The sequence below is a fragment of the Vibrio sp. HS-50-1 genome, assembly GCF_024747315.1.
GTDB classification, from domain to species: domain Bacteria; phylum Pseudomonadota; class Gammaproteobacteria; order Enterobacterales; family Vibrionaceae; genus Vibrio; species Vibrio diabolicus.
The window spans coordinates 63,224-81,322 of the sequence record NZ_JAMPZF010000024.1 but is presented as its reverse complement, the minus strand read 5'-3'; the positions used below and the strand labels follow the sequence as shown (position 1 = coordinate 81,322).

At 43.7% G+C, this 18,099-nt stretch carries 22 protein-coding genes; 12 read left to right on the top strand and 10 right to left on the bottom strand.

All coding sequences use genetic code 11. The annotated features are described in order from the left end of the window. Positions 1–53 precede the first annotated feature (53 nt). Positions 54–554 carry a transcription/translation regulatory transformer protein RfaH gene (gene rfaH / locus NDJ01_RS10060; protein ID WP_005393056.1) on the bottom strand — a complete coding sequence of 167 codons (501 nt, stop codon included), beginning with the start codon at positions 552–554 and terminating at the stop codon, positions 54–56. Between the two features lie 334 nt (positions 555–888). On the opposite strand from rfaH, the gene NDJ01_RS10055 reads away from it, so the two are divergent. After that, the gene (locus NDJ01_RS10055; protein ID WP_114322605.1) at positions 889–2,277 is read left to right on the top strand and encodes a peptide MFS transporter; all 1,389 of its coding nucleotides are present in this window, start codon (positions 889–891) and stop codon (positions 2,275–2,277) included. 43 nt (positions 2,278–2,320) lie between these two features. Here the strand turns inward: NDJ01_RS10055 and hemH are convergent, their stop codons facing one another. The 3 genes from hemH to htpG form a co-directional block, all read right to left on the bottom strand. Next, the gene (gene hemH / locus NDJ01_RS10050; protein ID WP_258586646.1) at positions 2,321–3,283 is read right to left on the bottom strand and encodes a ferrochelatase; all 963 of its coding nucleotides are present in this window, start codon (positions 3,281–3,283) and stop codon (positions 2,321–2,323) included. Positions 3,284–3,452: 169 nt separating this feature from the next. Then, positions 3,453–4,097: an adenylate kinase gene (gene adk, locus NDJ01_RS10045; protein ID WP_005393061.1), complete on the bottom strand. Its 645-nt coding sequence runs from the start codon at positions 4,095–4,097 to the stop codon at positions 3,453–3,455. Positions 4,098–4,418: 321 nt separating this feature from the next. Then, positions 4,419–6,323: a molecular chaperone HtpG gene (htpG, locus tag NDJ01_RS10040; protein WP_005393063.1), complete on the bottom strand. Its 1,905-nt coding sequence runs from the start codon at positions 6,321–6,323 to the stop codon at positions 4,419–4,421. 271 nt (positions 6,324–6,594) lie between these two features. Between htpG and NDJ01_RS10035 the strand changes: the two genes are divergently transcribed. From NDJ01_RS10035 to NDJ01_RS10020, 4 genes are read left to right on the top strand one after another with little or no spacing between them, the layout of a single operon-like run. Next, positions 6,595–7,473 (top strand): transcriptional regulator, encoded by an 879-nt coding sequence (locus tag NDJ01_RS10035; protein WP_046874266.1) that lies wholly within the window; start codon positions 6,595–6,597, stop codon positions 7,471–7,473. 10 nt (positions 7,474–7,483) lie between these two features. Then, entirely contained in the window at positions 7,484–7,999 is a 516-nt protein-coding gene (gene toxS, locus NDJ01_RS10030; RefSeq protein ID WP_005393067.1) for a transmembrane regulator ToxS, read from the top strand. 46 nt (positions 8,000–8,045) lie between these two features. After that, positions 8,046–8,801: a sulfite exporter TauE/SafE family protein gene (locus tag NDJ01_RS10025; RefSeq protein ID WP_053807090.1), complete on the top strand. Its 756-nt coding sequence runs from the start codon at positions 8,046–8,048 to the stop codon at positions 8,799–8,801. 21 nt (positions 8,802–8,822) lie between these two features. Further along, positions 8,823–9,101 (top strand): SelT/SelW/SelH family protein, encoded by a 279-nt coding sequence (locus tag NDJ01_RS10020; RefSeq protein WP_005382088.1) that lies wholly within the window; start codon positions 8,823–8,825, stop codon positions 9,099–9,101. A gap of 40 nt (positions 9,102–9,141) precedes the next feature. Here the strand turns inward: NDJ01_RS10020 and yfcE are convergent, their stop codons facing one another. The 6 genes from yfcE to NDJ01_RS09990 form a co-directional block, all read right to left on the bottom strand. Further along, entirely contained in the window at positions 9,142–9,687 is a 546-nt protein-coding gene (gene yfcE / locus NDJ01_RS10015; RefSeq protein ID WP_074191008.1) for a phosphodiesterase, read from the bottom strand. Positions 9,688–9,751: 64 nt separating this feature from the next. Next, positions 9,752–9,961: a hypothetical protein gene (locus NDJ01_RS10010; protein ID WP_005393073.1), complete on the bottom strand. Its 210-nt coding sequence runs from the start codon at positions 9,959–9,961 to the stop codon at positions 9,752–9,754. A 150-nt stretch (positions 9,962–10,111) separates the two neighbouring features. Beyond that, positions 10,112–10,519 (bottom strand): CBS domain-containing protein, encoded by a 408-nt coding sequence (locus tag NDJ01_RS10005; RefSeq protein ID WP_005393075.1) that lies wholly within the window; start codon positions 10,517–10,519, stop codon positions 10,112–10,114. Continuing rightward, positions 10,516–10,866 carry a P-II family nitrogen regulator gene (locus NDJ01_RS10000; protein ID WP_005393077.1) on the bottom strand — a complete coding sequence of 117 codons (351 nt, stop codon included), beginning with the start codon at positions 10,864–10,866 and terminating at the stop codon, positions 10,516–10,518. Before NDJ01_RS10000 ends, NDJ01_RS10005 begins: the two co-directional genes overlap by 4 nt. Then, positions 10,856–11,647, bottom strand: coding sequence for a DUF1538 domain-containing protein (locus tag NDJ01_RS09995; protein WP_258586645.1), 792 nt, complete (start codon positions 11,645–11,647; stop codon positions 10,856–10,858). Before NDJ01_RS09995 ends, NDJ01_RS10000 begins: the two co-directional genes overlap by 11 nt. Beyond that, positions 11,644–12,378, bottom strand: a complete 735-nt coding sequence (locus NDJ01_RS09990; RefSeq protein WP_046874270.1) for a DUF1538 domain-containing protein — start codon at positions 12,376–12,378, stop codon at positions 11,644–11,646. The genes NDJ01_RS09995 and NDJ01_RS09990 overlap by 4 nt, the downstream gene beginning before the upstream one ends. Before the next feature lie 252 nt (positions 12,379–12,630). Here NDJ01_RS09990 and NDJ01_RS09985 point away from each other — a divergent pair, with 252 nt between their 5' ends. The 7 genes from NDJ01_RS09985 (at position 12,631) to NDJ01_RS09955 (ending at position 18,087) form a co-directional block, all read left to right on the top strand. Next, positions 12,631–13,545 carry a TIGR01777 family oxidoreductase gene (locus NDJ01_RS09985; RefSeq protein ID WP_145532369.1) on the top strand — a complete coding sequence of 305 codons (915 nt, stop codon included), beginning with the start codon at positions 12,631–12,633 and terminating at the stop codon, positions 13,543–13,545. Between the two features lie 40 nt (positions 13,546–13,585). Beyond that, on the top strand, positions 13,586–14,413 hold the full coding sequence (locus tag NDJ01_RS09980) for an SDR family oxidoreductase (protein ID WP_047009542.1): 828 nt from the start codon (positions 13,586–13,588) through the stop codon (positions 14,411–14,413). A gap of 479 nt (positions 14,414–14,892) precedes the next feature. Beyond that, entirely contained in the window at positions 14,893–15,747 is an 855-nt protein-coding gene (locus NDJ01_RS09975) for a co-chaperone YbbN (RefSeq protein ID WP_048626123.1), read from the top strand. A 155-nt stretch (positions 15,748–15,902) separates the two neighbouring features. Further along, positions 15,903–16,820, top strand: coding sequence for an SPFH domain-containing protein (locus tag NDJ01_RS09970; protein WP_005393087.1), 918 nt, complete (start codon positions 15,903–15,905; stop codon positions 16,818–16,820). A gap of 3 nt (positions 16,821–16,823) precedes the next feature. Further along, the gene (locus tag NDJ01_RS09965) at positions 16,824–17,285 is read left to right on the top strand and encodes an NfeD family protein (protein ID WP_053807089.1); all 462 of its coding nucleotides are present in this window, start codon (positions 16,824–16,826) and stop codon (positions 17,283–17,285) included. Between the two features lie 325 nt (positions 17,286–17,610). Continuing rightward, positions 17,611–17,790: a hypothetical protein gene (locus NDJ01_RS09960; RefSeq protein WP_074191004.1), complete on the top strand. Its 180-nt coding sequence runs from the start codon at positions 17,611–17,613 to the stop codon at positions 17,788–17,790. Between the two features lie 114 nt (positions 17,791–17,904). Beyond that, positions 17,905–18,087 (top strand): hypothetical protein, encoded by a 183-nt coding sequence (locus NDJ01_RS09955; protein ID WP_053807088.1) that lies wholly within the window; start codon positions 17,905–17,907, stop codon positions 18,085–18,087. Positions 18,088–18,099 lie beyond the last annotated feature (12 nt).

Genomic DNA, 18,099 nt, shown 5'->3' with positions numbered 1-18,099 from the left:
CAAGATTAAAAAAGAGGTGCCAAAGCACCTCTTTTTTTGTTTTTACACATTAGCTATTTCAAGTCTAAATCGCTGTTATCAATACTGACAGGCACTCGTTTAGTGATCATCTGCACTAACATGATTGAGCGTTTCTCACCATCTTGCTCTTGGAAGATAGCATCTATACCAGCAAACTGACCGCTCTTAACTCGGATTTGATCACCTGGTTTTGGCATACACTCAGAAGCGGTATTTTCATTACAGCATTTTTCTAGCTGCATCAATTCAAAGACTAAGTCACCTTGGACTTCTTTCGGTTGAGCACCAAAACGCACAAAATCAACAACCCCTCGAGTGGAGCGGACTGAGGTGAAGTTAGGTCCCTGTTCATAATCAAAGTAAGCAAACACATAACAAGGAAACAGCGGCTCTTCGACTTTTTGTCTTTTCCCGCGCAAAATCTTCTCAACTTCTACAGTTGGATAAAAGCACTCTACACCTTGGTTTTCAAGGTGCTGTTTCGCCCTAACCTGCTCCCCACGTTTACAATAAAGTAGATACCAACGTTTCATCTTTTTTACTAGCCAATTCTATTTTGTTTTTATCCTAGCATTAAGCCAAAGTTGAGTCATTGACATTCAGTTTATCTATAAAAGTATGATTATACATCGCTCGCATTAACGGTATTTTTTCAAGAACTTACGAGAAGAAGTCCATAGACAAAAATGGAAATTAAGTTTGTAACACAGCCAACACACCATCATATCATCTGCAAATACACTCAAAAACAGTCACTTAACAAACAACTTTAGTCGTAATACAAAATTTTATTGTTTGTCACTCATTAAATTGCAATGTATACGTAGAAGTCGTTAAAAAATGTAATAACTATTATTAGAAGAGCTTATGTCAAACCAACATCAATATTTCGGCCATCCTCGTGGCTTGTTCTTATTGTTCGGTACTGAACTGTGGGAACGCTTTTCTTACTACGCAATGCGCGCCATTCTAGTACTTTACCTTACAGATACAACGATGAATGGCGGCCTTGGCTGGTCAACCAAAGACGCACTAGACCTATACGGTATTTATACTGGTCTTGTGTATATCACACCTCTTATCGGTGGTTACTTAGCGGATAACTATTTAGGTCAACGCCGTTCAATTTTGCTTGGTGGCGCGTTAATGGCTATCGGCCAGTTTACACTCGCACTTCCTGCTGACGCTCTGGGTATTGGTTCGCTACACAGTTTCTATTTAGGTCTTGGTCTGCTTATCACTGGTAACGGCCTCTTTAAGCCGAATATCTCAACCATGGTTGGCGATTTATATAAAGAGGGTGACAACCGTCGTGACGGCGCATTCACTATCTTTTATATGGGTATCAACTTAGGTGCGTTACTTGCCGGCGTCGTTTCTGGCTCTGTGACAACCTCTTACGGTTGGAAAGCCGGTTTTGTGGCCGCAGGTGTAGGTATGATTATTAGCTTAGTGATGCAAATGGTGCTAGCTCAGTCTTGGCTTGGTGACATCGGTCGCGAGCCCGCAGCAAAACGAGATCTAAGCAACAAAAACTCCACCACGAAGCAACCCCTAACGAAAGAAGAAGTAAACCGACTAAAAGTAATTTTGGTCATGAGCTTATTCACTATCGTCTTCTGGGCTGGCTTTGAGCAGGCCGGTGGCCTAATGAACATCTACACTCAACAATATACTGATCGTATGATTGGTGATTTTGAAGTACCTGCTGCGTGGTTCCAATCGCTAAACCCATTTTTCATTATTACCCTAGCACCAGTTCTGGCGGTCCTTTGGGTAAAACTGGGGAAACGCGAACCTACGTCGCCAGTGAAATTTGCGATGGCACTATTTTTCTTGGCAATTGGCTTCCTATGTATGGTTGGCGCTGTGCTAGAACAAGGTGGAGACACAACGGTAAAAACATCAATGTTGTGGCTGGTGGGTGCTTTCTTCTTCCACACCTTGGGCGAACTGTGTTTATCTCCAATTGGTCTTTCACTGGTAACCAAGTTAGCACCGCTTCGCTTAGCTTCACTCATGATGGGTGCATGGTTTGGCTGTAATGCGATTGCAAACTACGTTGCGGGCTATGTGGGGTCTCACGTAGGAGAATTGGGCGCAATGGCTATCTTTAGTGGCATTGCCGTCAGCGCTACCGTGAGTGGTGTCATCCTACTTCTATTCTCGAATACGCTCGTTCGCTGGATGCATGGTGCAGAGAATACTCACAGCACAGCAGAACAAGTCGAAGAGCAGCAAGTACAAGTCGCTTAATCGCTCTACAAAAAAGGGTCGCTTTTGCGACCCTTTTTTGTACCTAAAGCTTAGAGTGAACTAACTCAGCCATCATTTCTATATGAAGCTCACTATCGTTCAAACAAGGAATGTAGGTAAAGTTTTCACCACCTGCTTCAAGGAAAATCTCTTTACACTCTTCCGAGATTTCTTCCAACGTTTCTAAACAATCCGAAGAGAATGCTGGTGTCACTACATTGATATTTTTTACCCCTTTTGCAGGAAGTGCCTCTAGGGTTTTATCGGTATAGGGCTGTAACCACTCTTCTCGGCCAAATCGAGACTGATACGTCATACCTATCTGTTGCTCGTTTAACCCTAACGCTTCAGCGAGTAAGCGAGTCGTCTCTTCACAGTGCTGAGGGTAAACATCTCCATTATCAGCGTAACGTTTTGGAATACCGTGATAAGAACATAGCAAGTAGTCTCCCTTACCATACTCTTGCCAATGTTCACGAGCTGAATGCGCTAACGCTTCAATGTATTTCGGGTGATTGTAGTAATCCCGAATAAAGCTAAAGCCCGGTATCACGGGCAGGTTTTTAAACGCTTTAGTGATTCCGTCAGAAACCGCTGCCGTTGTTGTGCCCGAGTATTGCGGATACAAAGGTAAAACGATGACTTCTTCTACCCCTTGAGCCAACAGCGCTTCAAAACCTGATTGCAAACTTGGATTTCCATAAGTCATGCCAAGTTCGACTGGCATATCAAGCTTTTGAGCCAACTTTTCTGTTTGACGCTTAGAGTACACCATCAGTGGCGAGCCCTCTTCCATCCAAACTGATTGATAGAGTTTAGCAACCTTGGGAGCTCGGATTGGAAGGATAACGCCGTGCAATAGCGGACACCAAAGCCATCGAGTCATGTCTACCACTCGGTGATCATGAAGAAACTGACTTAAAAAGCGCTTTACGGCAGGAGCGGTTGGTGCGTCAGGAGTACCCAGGTTCACGAGGAGTACACCCTGTTTATTATTCTCTTTCATAACATCCTATTCATGGTAAACGGCTTAGTTCATATACTTAAATAGCCTCACAGCGCTGCATCGTTGCCACTTGAAGTCATTTAGATATATGTTTACGAGTAAACTAAAAAAAGCGACCACTTGGGTCGCTTTCAATATATCAAAATATTAATTTTTTGACTTCAGCAAATTAAGAGAGTGCTTTCTCGATATCTGCACTAACTTCAGCTACTTGCTTAGTACCATCAAACTTAAGGTACTTAGTGTTGCCTGCTTCAGCTTCTTTACCGTAGTAGTTGATTAGTGGTGCAGTTTGCTCGTGGTAAACACCTAGACGTGCACGTACTGTTTCTTCTTTGTCGTCATCACGAACAACAAGATCTTCACCAGTTACGTCATCTTTACCTTCCACTTTAGGTGGGTTGTAAACAACGTGGTAAGTACGACCAGAAGGAAGGTGAGCACGACGACCTGCCATACGCTCAACAATCACATCATCTGCAACGTCAAATTCGATAACGTAGTCTACATCAACGCCCATTTCTTTTAGGCCGTCAGCTTGAGGAATAGTACGTGGGAAACCATCCAGTAGGAAACCGTTTGCACAGTCTTCTTGAGCGATACGCTCTTTGATAAGACCAAGGATGATTTCATCAGAAACTAGCTGACCAGCGTCGATAACAGCTTTAGCTTGTTTACCAAGCTCTGTACCTGCTTTGATAGCAGCACGAAGCATATCACCAGTAGAGATTTGTGGAATACCGTATTTTTCCATGATGAAGTTTGCTTGTGTGCCTTTACCTGCACCTGGAGCACCTAGAAGAATGATGCGCATGATTTATCCTCTTTAATATTTAAGATTTATACCGAAGCTCACAATAGCTGGGCTTCTTAGACATCAAACCCGAGAAGCACTCGCAACGATAAGTTTCGGTATAACGTATATAGGCGAGCAAAAATACACGCCTTATTACTCACATTCAAGTCGCAGATTCTATCACAGGTTCGCCGCGCAAAGAGTGTATTAAGACTAAAGAATGTTAACGATACCCTCTTTCACGCCCTATTGATTATTAACTCAACACCTGAGATGCAAAATTTTGCGACAACAAACAAAAAGCTCGCGAAATGCGAGCTTTTTGATGTACTGAGGTTATTACACCTTAGTCAAAAGTTTATTAACAGCTCCTAAGAACTCCGTTGGGTCCTCAATTGAGCCTCGCTCTGCAAGCATTGCTTGACCAAGCAGGACTTCTACCCAACGACCAAATGCCTCTTCATCCGCTTCGTCAGCCATGCGCTTAACCAGCTCGTGCTCAGGGTTTAGCTCAAAGATGTACTTCACTTCTGGCACTGCCTGACCCGCCGCTGCAAGAAGCTTCGCCATTTGAGTGCCCATTTCGTAATCGTCCGTTACCACAACAGCAGGTGTAGACGCGAGTTTAAAGGTCGTACGAACTTCTTTCACACGATCGCCTAGGTAAGACTTCGTGCGTTCTACAACCGACTTAAACTCTTCTTCAGTTTCTTTCTGCTTCTCTTTTTCTGCTTCATCTTCAAACTGACTTAGATCGAGCCCAGCTTTTGTGATTGACTGGAACTGCTTGCCGTCAAACTCAGTTAAGTAGTTCATCAGCCACTCATCAATGCGATCGTACATCAAGATAACTTCAATGCCTTTCGCTTTGAACTGCTCTAAGTGAGGGCTGTTTTTCGCAGCTGCATAGCTGTCTGCCGTCAAGTAGTAGATCTTATCTTGACCTTCTTTCATGCGCTCAACGTAAGCAGCTAGACCCACGGTTTGCTCCGCAGAATCCACTTCAGTTGAAGCAAAGCGCAATAGGCCTGCAACTTTCTCTTTGTTTGCGAAGTCTTCTGCCGGGCCCTCTTTCATCACAAGACCAAACTCTTTCCAGAATGATTGGTATTTCTCTTCATCATTCTTAGCCATGCGCTCTAACATCGTTAGCACACGCTTAGTACAAGCATTACGTAGAGACTGAGTCACTTTGTTATCTTGTAAGATCTCACGCGATACGTTGAGTGGCAGATCATTGGAGTCTATTAAACCTCGTACAAAACGTAGGTAAGACGGCATGAACTGCTCTGCATCGTCCATAATGAACACGCGTTGTACGTACAGTTTCAAGCCTGATTTGTGGTCGCGGTTCATCATATCCCATGGCGCTTTAGATGGGATGTAAAGCAAGCTCGTGTAATCGTTTTTACCTTCTACACGGTTATGGCTCCAAACCAATGGATCAGCAAAGTCATGTGATACGTGCTTGTAGAACTCTTGATACTCTTCATCTGAGATATCCGATTTATTACGCGTCCACAGTGCTTGAGCTTTGTTGATTTGCTCCCACTTCTTCTCATCCGTTTCTTTGCCTTCGTCATCGCGAACAACAGTTTGGATTGAAACTGGGATGCCAATGTGATCCGAGTACTTACTGATCACATCACGTAGACGCCATTCATTTAGGAACTCTTTACCTTCTTCACGCATATGAAGAATGATATCAGTACCACGCGATTCTTTAGTGATGTTTTCGATGGTGTACTCACCTTCACCGGCTGAGTGCCATTGTACTGCTTCATCAGCGGCTAGGCCCGCAGCACGAGTGCGTACGGTGACGGCATCAGCAACGATAAACGCAGAGTAGAAGCCAACACCAAACTGACCAATAAGCTGAGAGTCTTTGCTCTGCTCTTCAGACAGCTTTGAGAAAAACTCCGCGGTCCCGGATTTTGCGATCGTACCTAAGTGCTCGATCACATCATCGCGGCTCATACCGATACCGTTATCAGAAATGGTTAAGGTATTTGCGCTTTCATCAAACGACAGTTTCACGCAAAGGTCTGCATTACCTTCATATAAGTCTGGGTTAGATAGCGCTTGGAAGCGCAGCTTGTCCGATGCATCTGATGCGTTAGAAATCAGCTCGCGCAAAAAGATCTCTTTATTTGAATAAAGAGAATGGATCATTAAATGCAGTAGTTGTTTTACTTCTGATTGAAAACCACGAGTTTCTTTGTTTTGAGATACGGTTTCGCTCATGTGTGCTCCATAACATCTAAACTAATTGGCTTTTTCATGGAGATAAGTTTGTGACTTTCCCCTTGAAATTACCTTACTGAGATGTCATTTAACATGTGGCTGACAAATGTAAATTCAAGGTCAATATTGCTAAAAACGGTGTTTTTTTAGAAAAATTTAATTATCCTACCAGCCTAAAAGCATCTAAAATGTCGTGCGCACTCCATGCGCTTCGGTAATTTTGTGACATAAATCACTATAATTACAACATCATCCATCTAAGAAGAACTAAATGACTAACATCGGCACCAAATTTCTACTTGCTCAAAGGTTCACCTTTGATCCAAATAGTAATTCGCTCGCTGACCAACAAAACGGCAACGACGTTGTACGATTAGGAAGCAACGAAAGCCGTATACTTCTGATGTTGGCAGAGAGACCAAACGAAGTTTTAACCCGTAACGAGCTTCACGAGTTTGTTTGGCGTGAGCAAGGTTTTGAGGTGGATGACTCAAGCCTGACTCAAGCGATCTCTACTCTGCGTAAGATGTTGAAGGACTCAACAAAATCTCCAGAGTTTGTTAAAACGGTTCCTAAACGCGGTTATCAACTCATTTGTTCAGTGGAACGCTTAAGCCCATTATCTGCTGACTCTAATACTGACGTTGAAGAAGCCACTTCTGAAAATGAAGTGCACGCTGCTGAAATAGAAACAAGTGACGCGCCGTCAACAGAAGCGGCGACAGACACCACGACTGAAGTAGAGCCTCAAGTAGAACTACCTAAGGCACAGCCAAAACCAGCAGCTAACACTAATAACTGGCTGCCGCGTATGATCGTTCTTTTGTCTCTGCTGCTTCCTATTTGTGTATTGCTATTCACCAATCCTGCAGAATCCCAATTCCGTCAGATTGGTGAGTATCAAAATGTACCTGTGATGACGCCAGTGAACCACCCGCAAATCAATAGTTGGTTGCCGTCCATTGAGCAGTGCATTGAACGCTACGTAAAATACCATGCAGAAGATTCAATGCCGGTAGAAGTGATTGCTACAGGTGGCCAGAACAATCAGCTGATTCTGAACTACATTCATGACAGTCAACATTCATATGAGAACGTGACATTGCGTATTTTCGCTGGTCAAAATGACCCAACCGATATCTGTAAATAAGGAGGCCAGAATGAAGATAAAATTAGCATCTGCGGTTTTGGCCGTATCCGTTCTTTTCAGTGGTTGGTTATATTGGGGTAGCGACCTAAAAGTGGAACAGGTCCTCACTGCCAATGAGTGGCAGTCAACCATGGTGACGGTCATTACAGACAGCTTGCCTGACGATCCTGTCGGCCCACTGCGTCGTGTTAATGTTGAATCAAATGTGAAATATCTCCCTAATGGAGACTATATTCGCGTAGCAAATATCAAACTATTCGCTCAAGGTTCAACGGCAGAATCCACGATTAATATCTCGGAAAAAGGGCGCTGGGAAGTAAGTGACAACTATTTGTTGGTTTCGCCTTCTGAGTTTAAAGATATTTCATCTTCTCAATCAAAAGACTTCTCCGAAGCACAGCTACGTTTGATCACTCAAATCTTTAAGCTTGATGCCGAGCAAAGTCGCCGTATTGATGTCGTGAACGAAAAAACGCTATTGCTCACTAGCTTGAACCACGGTTCTTCGGTGCTGTTTAAAAACTAACTTTGATTTGATGATAAGGGGGCAAAACGCCCCCTTTATTTTGCTTATGGATTGGCTAGATACCCTCACCCTCTTTTTCGGCTCACTTATCGCCAATACTCTGGCTTCGCTTTCTGGCGGCGGTGCAGGCTTACTTCAATTCCCTTTGCTCATCTTTCTCGGCTTGCCATTCTCGGTTGCGCTGGGGACACATAAAGTGGCTTCCGTCGCTTTAGGCTTAGGGGCAGCAAGCACACACTTAAAAGCAGGCACAATTAAATGGAAGGTCGCGCTCTACCTTATAGTCTCTGGCAGCATTGGCGTAGTCTTAGGGGCGAACTTAATTGTCCAAATACCTGATGGTATGGCGGAAAAAATGCTAGGGAGCATGATTCTCGCGCTCGGCATCTATTCACGATTTAAGAAATCGTTAGGCCAATCAGAAATAATACGTAACCGTCACCCAATCGGTTGGGTCATCGGCGGTGTCGGACTAATGCTCATCGGTATCATCAACGGGTCGCTGACCGCAGGTTCTGGTCTGCTCGTGACATTATTTTTAGTTCGCTGGTTTGGGTATAACTATAAACAAGCCGTTGCTTACACCATGATTTGTGTCGGCCTGTTTTGGAATGGCATTGGAGGCATTGCCGTCGTCCAAGCTGGCGCTCCGATACATTGGGCTTGGTTGCCTGTTTTATTGTTAAGCTCATTTCTAGGCGGCAGTTTAGGCGCATGGGCCGCGACTCGATACAGCAACCGAGTGATTAAAATTGCATTCGAAATTCTCACGTTTGCCGTGGGTATCAAGTTGCTAGTTTAAACCGATTAAAAGGAAAGTTTCATGGATAAAGCAATCATTGATATTTATTACTGCCGCCAATGCAACTGGATGTTGCGTTCAACTTGGCTATCGCAAGAACTACTGCATACTTTTAGCGAAGAAATAGAAACGATCAGCTTGCACCCAGATACGGGTGGTCGCTTCGAAATTTTCTGCAATGGCCAGCAAATTTGGGAACGGAAAAAAGACAGCGGCTTTCCTGAAGCAAAGGTGCTAAAACAGCGCGTAAGAGACATTATCGACCCAGAACGAGATCTAGGCCATTCAGACACAAAATAAGGGAGCAATTCGCTCCCTATTTTTTTACTTAGTAAAACCGTTAAATCATGGTTTGTGCTAATACTTCGCCTTCTGGCGTTTTTACCGTTAGCGTATTGTCTTCTAAAGTACCAAAGCTTCTTGGTAAACCATTACGTGGAAATGTCATCGAGCCTGGGTTAAATATAATGGCTCCATCTTGCATCTCTGCGACAGGAACATGCGTATGACCGTGGGCGATGATATCACCTTCACGCAGTGGCGGCCGTTTTTCAGAGTTATACAAGTGACCATGAGTCAAAAAGATTCTCTTGCCAGATTCAAGTAGCACCCACGAGTAATCCATCATCATTGGAAACTTCAATAGCATTTGGTCCACTTCACTATCGCAGTTACCACGCACAGAAATAATTTGCTCACTGTATTGGTTCAATAGCTCCGCCACCTGCGGTGGGTTGTAACCTTCTGGAATCGGGTTTCTTGGCCCGTGGTTTAGCGTATCCCCCAACAAAATCAGGTGCTCCGCACCAGAGGATAAAAATAGCTCAATAGTTTCTTTAGTTGCTGGCAAAGAGCCATGCAGATCTGAGGCAAAAAATAGTTTCACGACATCGTCTCCTCACAAAGTACGAGGTCATTCTACGGCATTTTTATGACAGCTCAACCAACGACTACTGATAGCGCAATGATTCAATGACCATAGGCAAAATATAGAACCATGCTGCATACGCAGTTCCAACCAACACCAGTATCCAAAACACCATCGACATAAATTTTGACTTAGCTAGGTGGTGCAGCGGGTCTGGCTCTCCGCATCCTGGACATGCGTGAGCGCGCTTTGAGATTTGTTTCTCACACACAGGGCAAGAGACTAAAGGCATGATACAAATTCCTCGACAATAGACTTAGGGCGCAAAGAATAATGGTGAATTAACACATATGCAACCTAACATATATTAAATATTTTAGTTCTTTGTAACAGTCGCTGACTTGAGAAAAAAATGCGTTGATTTTTCATTTATATCAACCTATTACACTTCTTCTCGCACCATGCCATTAATGACAATATTGTTATAACTCACCATGCCAATGACCTCCCCATCTTCAATGACAGGAGCTCGGCTAATGCCAAATCGTTCAAATAGGCGCGCACAATATTTCACATTCATATCAGGGTCGACACACAAAGCGGGCTTGGTCATGATCTCATAAATATTCGTGCGCTGTGGAGAGCGATTATTCGCCAGCACCTTTTTGGCGATATCATTCATCAAGACGATGCCATATTCATCGTTGTCATCTCGCTTTTTCACCACTAGCGCTTTGACTTGGTATTTTTTAGCCAACGTTATGCCTTCATAAACTGTCATTAGCCCATCAACCATGACATAAGTAGCCGCCATTACATCTCGAACTCTAATTATCGTTTGACTGCTCATAACTCATCCTCAACCACTTTGGTCAACGTCTCTACTTGATGCGCGACACCGACTGCATCCTCAATATCGATCTGAATAGCAATGCCCTGCCCCGACTCTCGGTCGAACTCACCAACTTCATTGATGGTTTCTAATATGTGTCGAGAAAGGTGCTCCTCAACGACAAACAGCAGCACATCTTTTTGTACTTCCAGCGTTAAGCCAAAAAACGTTCGCTTTTGATTTAAGCCTTGTCCACGAGCGTTATTAATCACCGTCGCACCAGTCGCGCCAGCTTCGCGAGCAGCGTCCAGTACCTTGTCTGTTTTGCTGTCTTCAACAAACGCAAGTATCAATTTAAAGCGCATTTTCTTCGTCCTCCGAGACATCTTTATTCAGCCATTGGGTTATTTGCGCATAGCCCATCACAGAGATCATAGGAAACAGACTGGCAAAAGCGATCAAGCCAAAGCCATCAATCATTGGGTTTCTTCCTGGGACGGTAGAAGCAAGCCCCAGCCCTAGTGCGGTTACAAGCGGAACAGTGACAGTAGAAGTCGTGACGCCTCCAGAATCGTAGGCGAGCGGAACAATAAGCTTTGGCGCATAAAACGTTTGAATCACAACCACGATGTAACCCGCGATGATGTAATAGTGAATAGGGTCACCGACAACAATCCGATAGCTCCCTAGCGCGATGCCAATGGCCACCCCAAATGCAACGGCCACGCGTAAACCGTTAATACTGATACTGCCACCAGAAACTTGGTTTGCTTTTATCGCTACGGCTATGAGAGAAGGCTCAGCAATCGTGGTACTAAAACCGATAAAAAAGGCGAAGGTATACACCCAATAGTAGTCGACCCACACTAAGGCTTTTCCCGCAGAGACTTTAAACTCTTGTAAAAATTCCGGCGCCGTCAGTTGCACGGCCATGGTCTCTCCGAGCGGAAACAGAGCCATTTCTAATCCGAGCAAAAAAAGAGCGAGCCCAAGAATCACATAAACAAACCCAAGCAAAACCTTCTTAAGGTTGTTAACTGGACGCCTTAACACCGCTAACTGAAAACCAAAAATAATGCTGGCGATAGGAATGACATCTCGAATGGTCGATAATAAAGTGTCTAGGAAATGTTCAATTGAAATCATGTTACGACCATTCCGTAAACCATCACAAACATCATCGGTAACAGCGAGGCAAAAGCGATTAAACCAAAACCATCCACCATGGGGTTGCGCCCTTTAATCGCCGATGCTAAACCAACCCCTAGTGCAGTGACCAAAGGCACGGTGATAGTCGACGTCGTCACACCTCCAGAATCATAAGCAACGCCAATAATGGCTTCCGGTGCAAACCACGTCAGGACTACAACGCCGACGTAGCCGCCGATGATCATGTAATGAATTGGCCACCCTTTTAAGATGCGCAGAACGCCAATAACGATAGCGATCCCCACAGAAAGTGCCACCGTTACTCGTAGCCCTTGTCCATAATCCTGCATGGATTGCTCTGAGTTTGTGATCATCCCTCCTTCTGCCGCAACTTCTGATGCTTCTTCTGCTACGGCCGTTAATGCTGGCTCTGCGATCGTGGTGCCAAACCCCAAACAAAACGCAAAAACTAACAACCAGAACACGCTACCTTTTTTTGCAAAGGCTTGAGCCATACTCTCTCCGATAGGAAAAAGACCAAGCTCTAGACCAAAAATAAAAAACGTTAACCCTAAAACCACAAGCAATAAGCCAAAAAGAATGGAGATGAGATTAGGAAGTGGCTCTTGCAAAACAACTAATTGAAAAAAAGTGATAACAACAACGATGGGTAGCAGATCGCGAGCACTATTAAGGAGCGCTCGAAAAAGAGCAACAAATGCTTCCATACCTATCCTCCTTGATGGTGCAAACTGATTACGCTTGTTCCGGTAGCGATGTTTCTAGTCTGGCATAGATTTAGTTCTCCTACCGTGAACGAATTAGCGCCATGCATAACATTTAGTTACATTTTTTCAATATGTGAAGTCAGTAGCCTCGCTACAGGCTTGCCACTATCCTAGAAATAATAGTCTTGAGATGATCAAGCTCAGCACAAAACGACTATAATGTTCTAATACGTGTACATTCAAAGAGATAACATGAAGATATTACTCACAGGTGGCACTGGGTTTATTGGTTCGGAGTTGCTCAAGCTGCTATCCACTCACCAAGTTATGCTACTTACACGCTCTCCAGAGCATGCAAAACAACGCCTCCAACACGCTGATTTGGGTAATATCGAATACCTTGACTCGCTTGAGTCATTCGCCGATCTCAATCACATTGATGCCATAATTAATCTTGCGGGTGAGCCTATCGCAGATAAAAGATGGACCAGTGAACAGAAAGAAAAAATCTGCAAAAGTCGCTGGAAAATTACCGAACAAATCGTTGAGCTGATCCACGCCAGCACAGAACCTCCCGCTGTTTTTATTAGTGGCTCGGCCGTTGGTTACTATGGCGATCAACAAGACCACCCGTTTGATGAGTGCCTGCATGTTAACAGCGAAGACTTTCCTCACGAGGTTTGTGCAAAGTGGGAGCAAATAGCCAAACGCGCAGAGTCTGAACAAACACGTGTTTGTCTATTGCGAACTGGCGTAGTACTCGGCCTTAATGGCGGGGCTTTGGCGAAAATGCTCTTACCTTACAAACTTGGCGTAGGCGGCCCGCTCGGGAACGGTAACCAGTACATGCCTTGGATTCACATTCTGGATATGGTCCGCGCCATCATGTACTTGCTTGAAACACCACATGCCCACGGTGCGTTCAATATGTGCGCACCTCACCCTGTGACTAACCGTATCTTTAGCGGCACGTTGGCAAAAACGCTCAAACGACCACATATCTTGTTCACGCCTAAATGGGCAATGGAACTCCTAATGGGTGAATCTTCCTGTTTATTGTTCGATAGCATGAGAGCCAAACCCAAAAAGCTCACCGAACTTGGCTTCAAATTTAGCTACTCCAGAATAGAGCCAGCACTCAAGCACTTGCTTCATGACCGGAGCTGATGAATGATGACCTCATTCAATGTTGCTTGAGGCTTAATTTATGAAAAAGTCGATTCTTATTACGGGCTGCTCAACCGGTATCGGTTACGTGTGCGCTCACGCCCTGCAAAACGAGGGATTTCATGTCATCGCATCTTGTAGGAAAGAGCAAGATGTCCAACGTCTAATTAATGAAGGGCTAACCTGCATCAAGCTAGACCTAAACAGCCCTGAAAGTATTTCTTCGGGCGTGAAGCAAGCATTAGAGCTAGCAGAGGGTAAGCTTTATGCCGTGTTCAATAATGGTGCCTATGGCCAGCCCGGTGCATTGGAAGACTTGCCCACCGAGGCTCTTCAAGCTCAATTTCAGACCAACTTTTTTGGTTGGCACCAGTTAGTCAGAGAAGTGCTTCCTCACATGCGCATACAAGGCGAAGGACGGATAATACAAAACAGTTCTGTTCTTGGCTTTGCTGCAATGAAGTACCGCGGCGCCTACAATGCGTCAAAGTTTGCCCTAGAAGGCTGGACTGACACACTACGGCTAGAGCTTGCGGATACGAATATCAAAGTGGCATTGATAGAACCTGGGCCTATCGAAACTCAATTTAGAAATAATGCATTAAAAGCCTTCGAGAAGTGGATTGATATTGAATCCAGCCCTCACCGCCTCGCCTATGAAGGACAAAGAGAGCGACTCAACAAAGACAAATCTAATAATCGATTTGTTTTACCTGCAGAGTCCTGCGTCGCACCTGTTCTTCATGCATTAACTAGCGCTTCACCTAAAATTCGCTATCGAATTACTACGCCGACTAAATTATTCGCAATCTTGAAAAGGTTATTACCAACCCGTGTACTTGATAAAATTTTGCGACAGGCTGCATAAAAAAGTTTTGTCGAAATGTAATTTCACCGTAACAATGTGATGTCATTATGAACATGTAGGTTAAAAAAACCTCAACCAAACGAATCAATTTCTACGCAATTCAGCGGGGATTCTTTCGCCTAAAGTGATTGAGTTGCTTAGATTTGGTATCGCCACCCATTACGTTTTGTAGCAATGTTTTTACTACTGCGAGGCAACAATGACATTAAATCAGCTTAACTGGCTTAGTGTGGGTGTAGTGTTGACCATGTTCATCCTATTTTGATACCGCACTAACAAATAGCATTAGAACTGCGCTGCTTCGGCAGCGTTTTCTTTTTGCCTTACACCTATTCAGCAGTAACACTATTCTCTTACCGCATCCTTTCACAAAATAGAATGATTCATTATTGATGACGATTAGCAACCATCGCTTGAATTTCCCTTAAATCAACTCCATATCTATTATCAACGACAAGACACAAAGCAAGGATACTCTGATGCAATCCCCATTTATCGTTGAGATAACAGAACAGAACTTTCGCGAAACTCTTGAAGGATCAATGAACACGCCCGTTCTGATCCACTTTTGGGCCAATGCTCAACCAGAAAGCGCACAGATACTCCCTGAGTTGCAATCTCTTGCTCAACAGTACAACGGTGCATTTACGCTTGCTTTATTAAATTGTGAAGATCAGCCGGCTCTAGCGTCTCAATTTGGTGTGCAAGTATTGCCAACTATCGCGCTGTTTATAAATGGTCAAGCCGTCGATGGATTGGGTGGCCCTCAGCCAATTGATGCCATTGCAACCATGCTACAAAAGCATTTGCCAAGCCCAGATGAACAGCTATTAAAGCAAGTCAGTGAACTTCTTCAGCAAGGTGAGCATGCTCAGGCTTTAAGCATCATCCACACTTTGCCGCCAGAACTGCAAGAGCGTGGCGATGTGAAACTCGCGATGGCTGATTGTTTATTAGAAACCAAACAATTTGATGTCGCCCAAGAGCTACTGAACGCTATCCCTCTTGAGTATCAAGATAACTACTACAAGAGTCTAATAGCCAAGCTCGAGCTGCATTTGCAGGCTGCAGATAGCCCTGAGTTACAACGACTAGAACAAGCATACGCAGCAGACATGGCAAACTTCGAACTTGCTTGTGAATTGGCGGTACAGTACAACCAAGTGGGTCGTGATGAAGAAGCGTTGGAACTGCTGTGGAATATTCTTAAAAAAGACTTGGGTGCCCAAGACGGTGAAGTAAAGAAGACTTTTATGGATATTCTCAGCGCGCTAGGTCAAGGCAACGCATTAGCAAGCAAATATCGCCGTCAGCTGTATTCGATTCTGTACTAACTCGCTGAAAAGCGAAACTTCGACTAAAGGCCGGATATTCCGGCCTTTGTTATATAAAAAACCAATAACCTCTTAAGGTTCTCAGAACTTCAATTGTCTATTGTCTATAAATAGGTAAAAATGAATCGGACATTATGCACTTAAGGGAATAACTCATGCCAATTGATTCACTGATTACCATCGGTATTTTCGTCGTTCTTGCTGTAGTTATCTTATCTTCAGCCATTAAGACGGTGCCACAAGGAAATAACTGGACAGTCGAACGCTTCGGACGCTACACCCATACGCTAAAACCCGGCTTAAACTTGATCATCCCATTTGTTGATAAGATAGGGCAAAAAGTCAACATGATGGAGCGCGTTCTTGATATTCCAGCGCAAGAAGTTATTTCAAAAGACAACGCTAACGTGGTTATTGATGCCGTCGGATTTGTTCAAGTCATTGATGCTGCCAAAGCGGCTTATGAAGTCAACGATTTGGAACATGCCATTAGAAATTTAACTCTCACCAATATCCGTACCGTTTTAGGCTCAATGGAGTTGGACGAAATGCTGAGTCAGCGTGACATGATCAACTCCAAGCTGCTGGCAATTGTTGACCAAGCCACCAACCCGTGGGGTGTAAAAGTCACACGAATTGAAATAAAAGATGTACAGCCACCATCCGATCTAACGGCGGCGATGAATGCTCAAATGAAAGCCGAGCGAAATAAACGAGCGGAGATTCTTGAAGCAGAAGGGGTACGCCAAGCTGAAATTTTAAAGGCTGAAGGTCATAAGCAATCGGAGATATTAAAAGCTGAGGGCGAAAAGCAGTCTGCTATTCTCCATGCTGAAGCTCGTGAACGCGCCGCGCAAGCAGAAGCAAAAGCGACTTATATGGTTTCTGAAGCGATTGCCAAAGGCGATATGCAAGCCGTCAATTACTTCATTGCTCAAGGCTATACCGAAGCGATCAAAAGCATTGGTCAAGCCGAAAACGGCAAAATCATTATGCTTCCATTAGAAGCGACCGGACTAATGGGCTCGGTTGCAGGGATAGCAGAGATGTTTAAACAACAAGATAAAGAATAACTTATGGACTTTTTCAGTTTGCTGGAAGGTATCTCTTTCTGGCATTGGCTAGCCTTCGGTTTTGCACTTCTAGCGGTAGAGCTACTTGGGACTGCGGGATATTTTCTCTGGCTCGGGGTTTCTGCACTTATCGTTGGAGCACTAATGACCGTTTTGCCAATGAGCTGGCAATTACAATGGCTTTGCTTTGCAAGTTTCAGCTTAATCACCACTTGGTTATGGTGGCGACGACAATGGTCTCAAGACAAGAAAGAAGACCAAGAAAGAGATCTGAACCAAAAGTATAAGCAGTTAATCGGACGCACACTTACCATTGAAGAGGACTTTTCTGTTGGACTCAATCGTATCAAGGTTGCCGATACCACGTGGTCGGCGCAGTCGGATCAAGCACTTCCAGCAGGAACGCGCGTTAAAATAAAAGATATCGATGGTATTATTTTAATCATTGAGCCTGATTCTAAGTAATTTATGCCAAAGTAATGGGGCAAACTATGCTCCATTACTTTAATCTAAACAACCGCTTTCATTTCATTGATTTAATTAAAATCGAACAAAAAATAAGTAGCAGCCATATTATTAATATCCTACCCTATCCTTCCAATAATTTAATTATTCATCATACGATAATCAATAAGATAGAAATATATCGATATAAATTATCTTTATAAATTTATTTTAAAAAATAAAACTTTATTGAATTATTTTTTGATCTTTTTGCCCCCCCCATACATACTTAACGCATAAGCATTTAAGTTGAATGCTTTTTATTTGGTAAGTAAGAGGATGTACTATGAAGAAACTTCTCTTTTTAATGTTATGCGGTATCTTTTCTTTTTCTTCCTTTGCCTACACCAACGGAAATGGTGGTACAACTAATTTAGGACCGATAGTCGAATGTAAATTGCCAAGTGGTGATGTCACTAATATTCCAAGTGAAATGTGTCGATTTAGAGGCGGGGAATGGAACTAATATAGAAGTCAGTAGTTAGTTCAATATTAAGAAACTATTGATACCTTACTTTTCAGTAAAGTCATTATTTATCCAAGAAAGTAGATATTCAATGTCTACATTAAGGTGATGATTATGAAATTTTTAGCTGGTCTATTGTTAGCATGTTTTGCCCTAGCTCCATTAACTACTTATGCTAATGGTGCTTCAGGTGGTCGTACGCTAGCCCCAGAGATAAAGTGTGAGTTACCAAACGGTAACGTGCATATGCTACCGCCGTTATATTGCAAAATATATGATGGTCGAGAAGTAAAATAAAAAAGGAGCCTA